Source organism: Microcystis sp. M113S1 (genome assembly GCF_020246945.1).
Taxonomy (GTDB): Bacteria; Cyanobacteriota; Cyanobacteriia; order Cyanobacteriales; family Microcystaceae; genus Microcystis.
In genome coordinates this window covers 1-4754 of sequence record NZ_JADBSA010000093.1, presented here as the reverse complement: position 1 = coordinate 4754, position 4754 = coordinate 1, and the positions used below count along the sequence as shown (strand labels likewise).

4 protein-coding genes are annotated in these 4754 nt (G+C 41.0%); 1 reads left to right on the top strand and 3 read right to left on the bottom strand.

The window, feature by feature from the left end:
• A partial coding sequence (locus IM319_RS05200) for a zinc ribbon domain-containing protein (protein WP_287734903.1) occupies window positions 1–234 on the top strand: 234 nt, incomplete at its 5' end.
• 33 nt (window positions 235–267) lie between these two features.
• On the opposite strand, the gene IM319_RS05195 is transcribed toward IM319_RS05200, so the two are convergent.
• From IM319_RS05195 to IM319_RS05185, 3 genes are all read right to left on the bottom strand, one after another.
• A complete protein-coding gene (locus tag IM319_RS05195; RefSeq protein ID WP_287734901.1) occupies window positions 268–2409 on the bottom strand; it encodes a hypothetical protein in 2142 nt (713 codons plus the stop codon).
• An 18-nt stretch (window positions 2410–2427) separates the two neighbouring features.
• Entirely contained in the window at window positions 2428–3117 is a 690-nt protein-coding gene (locus tag IM319_RS05190; RefSeq protein ID WP_286826472.1) for a Uma2 family endonuclease, read from the bottom strand.
• A gap of 164 nt (window positions 3118–3281) precedes the next feature.
• The gene (locus IM319_RS05185) at window positions 3282–4565 is read right to left on the bottom strand and encodes an aspartate aminotransferase family protein (protein WP_286826473.1); all 1284 of its coding nucleotides are present in this window, start codon (window positions 4563–4565) and stop codon (window positions 3282–3284) included.
• Window positions 4566–4754 lie beyond the last annotated feature (189 nt).

The window sequence follows — 4754 nt, the reverse complement described above, 5'->3', positions numbered from 1 at the left end:
TGTTGCGGGAATATCGGCGGGAAAAAGGCGTTAAATATCCGTGAGTGGGAATGTCTTTTCTGTGGAACTTTTCATGATCGAGATGTAAACGCTGCGGTAAATATCAAGGTCGCCGGAGGACATTCGGAGACTTTAAACGGACGTAGAGGAAAGCGTAAGACTACCGCTAAGGTAGCAGCATCCTATGAAGCGTCAACCCCATTCAGCGACCACCCTAAAAAAGTGGCGTGGTGAGGAATCGCCGTCCGTTTTACGGCGGCGAGGATGTCAACAACTTCCCTCCCAGATTTTTAGATAGGCGTTTTCCATATTTTGAGCGAATTTTTTCCCTTGCCAGAGGGGAGCTATGTCACGATTTCCTAACAGTTGATGGCTGATGTCTTGACGAAGGGAGCGATCGAGTCCTAATTTTACTCCCCAGTCGATATATTCTGTCTCATTCCAGCCAATTCCGGCTTCAATACCAGCATTAATCATAAAAGTATAACTATTGCGGGCGGAAAATTGTTCTCCTACCAGTGTAACTAAAGGGATTCCTTGCCATAAAACTTCTAAGGTGGTGGTAGCACCATTGTAGGGATAGGTATCTAACACCACATCGGCAATCTGTAAATTAGCGCGATGGGTATATTCATCTATATCTCTCGGTAAAAACCGCAATCTTTGGGGATTAACTCCCTCCCGAATCGCTATTTCAGTAAATAATTCTTGAATTTTTTCAGTCTTACCGACTCCCTTAATCAGAAAATAACTATTAGGCACTTGTGCGAGAATTTTCATCTGAAGTTTAATGGTATCAGGATGGCGTTTCATGCCACTTTGTACGGAAAAATAGATGGTAGCATCGGGGGGAATTTCTAAATCTTCTCGACGTAGATTGGGAGTGCCGATTTCAAAACCATCCACTGCTAAATATGTCTCTGGTAAACGATAGATTTTTTCTCGATAATATTCCTCCGCTTGCTGGGGTAAAACGTAGGGATCGGCGATATAGTAATCAATAGTTGCTAATCCAGAAGCATCCCAACCTAACCAAGTCACTTGTTTTGCTGCGGGTTTCAGTGCCATAATCTGATTGGTGAGATTATGGGTTAAACTGTCTAAATCTACCAGAATATCTATCTGATCTTGTTGAATTTGTTGGGCAACTTCTAGGGGATTTTGAGCGTAGGGAAAATGACGGATAATATCTCGGCTATCCCGAAACCATTGACGGGTAATTTCATCTTCTTCTTGGTTAATAGTATAGATGGCTATTTGCAATTTTTCTCGATCATGATGGTGAATTAACCAACGACTTAACCAACCGACGGAATGATGTTTTAAGGTACTGGCAAGATAACCGATCGTTAGTTTTTCTTGAACTTTTTTGATCGTAAGCAAAGGAGTTTTAAAACTATTATTATCAAGGAAAATTTCGGCGACGCGATTAGTTAATTGTCGATTGGCTAAGGCTCGATCGCCTAGGTAGGGTAAAGGACTAGAAACATTGAGAAAGCTAGTTTTAATAATTGGTTCTAAAGTGATATTTTTCTGACGGATTAATTCCTGTAATAAATTCTGATATTCTTGATAAATATGCTCAATTTCTTGCCAAACTCCCCAGCGCAAAAGTATTAACAAAATTAGATAATTACTGTATAACTTTAGGGTTGGAGTTAGACAAATTTCTCGCAATTGATAGGCAGTTATCAAAGAATTATCAAAGTCTTCGGCTAAAATATAGAGGTTAACTAACTGTTCTAAAAGACTCAGATCATTTGGTCTTAATTGCAGACAAAGTTTAATAATTTCTACTCCAAAAGTGGGACTTTGTTGCTCGTTGGTGACTCGTGCCGCTATCTGAAAAGCTTGCGGGATAAAACTATCAGCTAATTCCTCTAGGTAGGGTAAACTTGCTTGAGCTAAATCTAAAGTTAATTCGTGGGGATATAAAAGACTTTTGAGAACTACATTTAAAAGCAATTCTCGGTTAGGATTATATCTGAGATTGTCTTGAATAGGATAATTAAGTAGTTCTTCTGGATCGAATATTTCTAAATCTAAAGCTAAATCGAATAAAGCTAATAAATTATTAATTGACTTGGGAACAATTTCCTGTAGATGATAGCGAAGATATTCTACAGCTGCCAGATCACCTTTGCTTTGTTGTCGTCGCGCTTCTGCGTCTAAAACTGCTTCTAATTCTGCTTGCCATTGCTTAACTTGTTCGGGATTTCCTTCCCTGAAAACATTTTGCCACATCACCTGTGCTGCTGCTTCTAAATTTTGCAGAAGATAGGCAACTCCCAAGTACCAATAGTCAGAAATATTTTCGGGATTGTTATCGATTAGTTCCTCGTAGATTGCCGCAGCTTGAGGATAATCTTCGGCAATTAAAGCTTGATAAGCGTCAGGATGCCAATTCATATATTTAAATATCAATTACTATTTTTTTTGAGATAATATCTTCAGAAAATCTTGATGTTCTTGACTGGCTAAACCTTGCTGTAAAACTGTCAAAACCTGTCCTAAGTTACCCGCTAATAAAGCATTAACATCTAACCAAAGACCAGGGAAAACCTGCGAGTAAATTATCCCTCGACTATCGGGTTCAAGTTTAATATATTCTCCAGCATTTAATCGGAACCAATCTAATTGACGTTCATAAACTCGCCAAACAAGATATTCTTGCACTTGATTACGACGATAAACTCGCCATTTATTGTGGAGATCATAGGAAGCACTAGAAGCGGCGATTTCTACGATTAATTCTGGCGCACCTTCGATATAATCATCGTTACTAATAGTTGATTGTCCAGCAATTTTAATTCTTAGTAAAGCATCCGGTTGTACCTCATTATCTGCATCCAGACGCACTGTGGTATTATCCGCAGACATCACCCCAATTGTGGCAGCTTTATAGACCCCTAACCAAGTTAAAATATCAGAATGAGGTTCTCCATGACTCTGCACTCGCACAGGAGAAGACATATAAACTATTCCTTCAATTAATTCGGCTTTTTTTATTTCAGAAAGGTTCTGATAACGGCACTCAAATTCCTGGCGACTTAGTTGATCCCCATTTTCTAAAGGAGGGGTTTTAGGGAGGGAATAAATAGGTTCAGAAGTGATCATTTTATTTACCCCGAACAACAGTAGATTTATCCTCCCCTAGTCCAGTGAAAAGGTGACAGTTAGGGGGATAAAGCTCAAAAAGAATTGACTCATAACTGGAAACTGTCAACTTAAAACTTAAAACTTAAAACTTACATCTGATAACTGATAACTGATAACTGAAATTAAACCACTTTAGCGATAGCAACTTCTAGTTTATCCATAGCCTCATCTACTTCTGTTTCCGAGACAATTAAAGGAGGGACAAAACGGAGAACTTTCGGACCGGCCGGAGCAATTAATAAACCCTCTGTCAAAGCTGCATTAACAATGGTAGATGAAACCAACTCACTTTCTGAATTAATTTCCAGACCATTAATTAAACCCCAACCGCGCACATCGACAAATAGATGGGGATATTGAGAAGCAATCACGCGTAAACGGCTGCGTAATTGTTCCCCTCGGTGCTGGACATTTTCGAGAATATGATCCCGTTCAATGGTTTGTAATACTGTTAAAGCTGAGGCACAAGCGAAAGGATTACCTCCAAAGGTACTCGCATGACTACCCGGTTCAAACACATCACAGAATTTTCTGCACATCATCGCACCGATGGGAATACCACCCGCTAAACCCTTAGCAGAAGTGAAAATATCCGGTTCCACTCCTAAATTCTCATAACCCCAGAGTTTACCAGTTCTTCCGACTCCCACCTGTACTTCATCAAAGACAAGCAAAATGTTATTTTCGTCGCAAATTTGCCGTAAACGTTGGAAATATTCGATATCCCCTGGACGAACTCCCCCTTCACCCTGCAAGGGTTCCAACATAATCGCAGCCACCCGACGATTACCCTCATCGAGATCAGCGATCGCATTTTCTACCGCTTCGATATCATTATAGGGAATATAGGCAAACCCCGGCATCAGGGGTTCAAAGTCTTTTTGATACTTCGGTTGACCGGTTGCGGTGATGGTAGCTAAAGTCCGACCGTGAAAACTAGCGTGAGCGGTTAAAATAACCGGCTGTTCGAGGAAATCTAGCACCGTATGGGCATATTTTCGTACTAATTTAATCGCCGCTTCGTTCGCTTCCGCACCAGAATTACAGAAAAAGACTTTATCAGCGCAGGAATGATCGACAATCCATTTAGCTAGTTCCCCTTGTTCGGGAATATAGTATAAATTCGAGACATGATGGAGTTTTTGGATTTGCTGGCTAACCACTGCAATTAAAGCGGGGTGTGCGTGACCGAGGGTACAGGTGGCAATTCCCGCAACAAAATCAAGGTATTGTTTACCGGAAGTATCCCAGAGAAGACAGCCTAACCCTTTGGCGATCGCAATAGGGAAGCGACCATAAGTATTCATCACATAGCTGTTAAAACTATCTCGATCGAAGGGTTGATTCGGGTTTAAATTGGGAGTGGGATCAACTAGGGTTGGTTCTAAAAGGGTTTCTGGACTCACTGGGGAACTCCTGCGCGATTAGACTTGACACTCTCGCCGTCAAGCTAGGCTGTGACGGGAGATTCTTGCTTCTACTCCTCTTAACTAGACACAATCGGAAGACTATGCCCCCGTCAGACCGAATCCACAAGCGTTTTAGTTTAACGTCTGCCGACTGCCCGGACGGCTCTGAATTTTATTTGTGGGCAG